Genomic DNA, 1442 nt, shown 5'->3' on the forward strand with positions numbered 1-1442 from the left:
CCGCACCGGCTCCAGATTGACCGTAGGGCTGACCTGGGCCGTGTAAGCGGCAAAGTTATCCCCGAAAACCGTACGCTCTTTCGTATTCGGGTCAAACAACCAGCCGTTAAAGTTGTCATCGCTCAGGCTGTACCAGGCCCAGCGCTGCACCAACCGGTATTCGTCAGCCGGGTACCCCAGAGTGCTGGTCATTGTCATCAGGTAATCAAAGGTGGCATTCATATAGACGTTGACCCGCTCCGGGGGAAAGCCGTAATCCGGCCACATCTGGACGCCAAACTCGGTGATAATCAGGGGACGGTCTTGGTAACCTCTCTCCGCCATCCACTGCCGGAAGCGCTCAATGTTTTGCTTAAAAATCCCCAGGTTATCGTTATCCTGAATCTCATAGAGCATCCCATCGGGAGCATTAATCCCTGGTGGAATCTCTGCCCCCCAGCAATCGTCCGGGTAATAGTCGCAACTGCGCTCCCGCAGGATGAAGGCATGGATGTTCCAGACATCCACCGGCATGGGCTCTCCATAGCGCTCCCGGTAACTTTCTAAGACCATATCCAGGTACTGAAGGCGGAGCGGCGTGGGCTGCACGATCCCCCCAGCGGCAATCTGCGCAGTGGGATCCCATCCCTTGAGCAGATAGTACAGGTCGTGATAGGCCTGGGCATAAATATGGGGTTCCAGGCTATCCTGCCAGTACCGCCGATCAGGCTCGTTGCCGATGAGCCAGGTGGCGCCGGGGAGCGCCTGTACGGTTGCCGAAAGGATATCCGGTCCCGGCGAATAACTGTAAGAGTTGGCTCCGATCTGCTGGAGACGGATCGTCGGCATATAGGTGATCCCCCCAGGCCGACTCGGATTGGGCGTCACTGTCCAATCCACGTACCACCCCAACCGCAGGCTGTTTACCGCATAGGTAGCAATGTCCCTCCCTGCTCCAACGCCAAAGCGGCAGAGGCGGCCAGAGGGGGGAATATAGCCATTCATAACCAGGGGCAGGTACAGGGTGTGGGTGATGACCGTCTCAGAAGCGAGGTGATTTGCTGAGGCCCCGGTATACTGTGTTAGCCCGCCCTGGATGCCCAGGATTAGGGAGAGCCCCAGACCTGCCAGGAATACGGCCCAAACCATTCGGCCCCAGAAAAACGGCCACTTTTTCATCGGAGCACCCTCACATAGATCGGGTTAGGACCAACATTTATCCGAACACGCCCATCTTCCTGGCCATCATCCCCGTCGCTGATCAACCCCATGGTATCCCCATACATATCCATAACCTGCACCTGCACTGCCGGCAGCCCGACTTCTCGCACTTGGTCATCGTTAGACCAGAGAACATAAAGGGGCTTTCCATCAGCCCAGGTCAGCAGGTATCCCTCCATTGCACTGCTCCCTAACTCTGTGGCAGTGAGCGCCCGCTGGTAAGAAGCCCGCCCCAGCCAGTA

General features: G+C 57.4%; 2 protein-coding genes. Both read right to left on the reverse strand.

The features are described from left to right. The coding region (locus tag ABJK56_RS02930) for a hypothetical protein (protein ID WP_347243169.1) at positions 1–1158 on the reverse strand (1158 nt) is incomplete at its 3' end. After that, positions 1155–1442 (reverse strand): hypothetical protein (locus ABJK56_RS02935; RefSeq protein WP_347243170.1); only part of this gene is annotated, 288 nt, incomplete at its 5' end. The genes ABJK56_RS02935 and ABJK56_RS02930, both read right to left, overlap by 4 nt.

Source organism: Thermogutta sp., from assembly GCF_039793925.1.
Taxonomy (GTDB): Bacteria; Planctomycetota; Planctomycetia; order Pirellulales; family Thermoguttaceae; genus Thermogutta.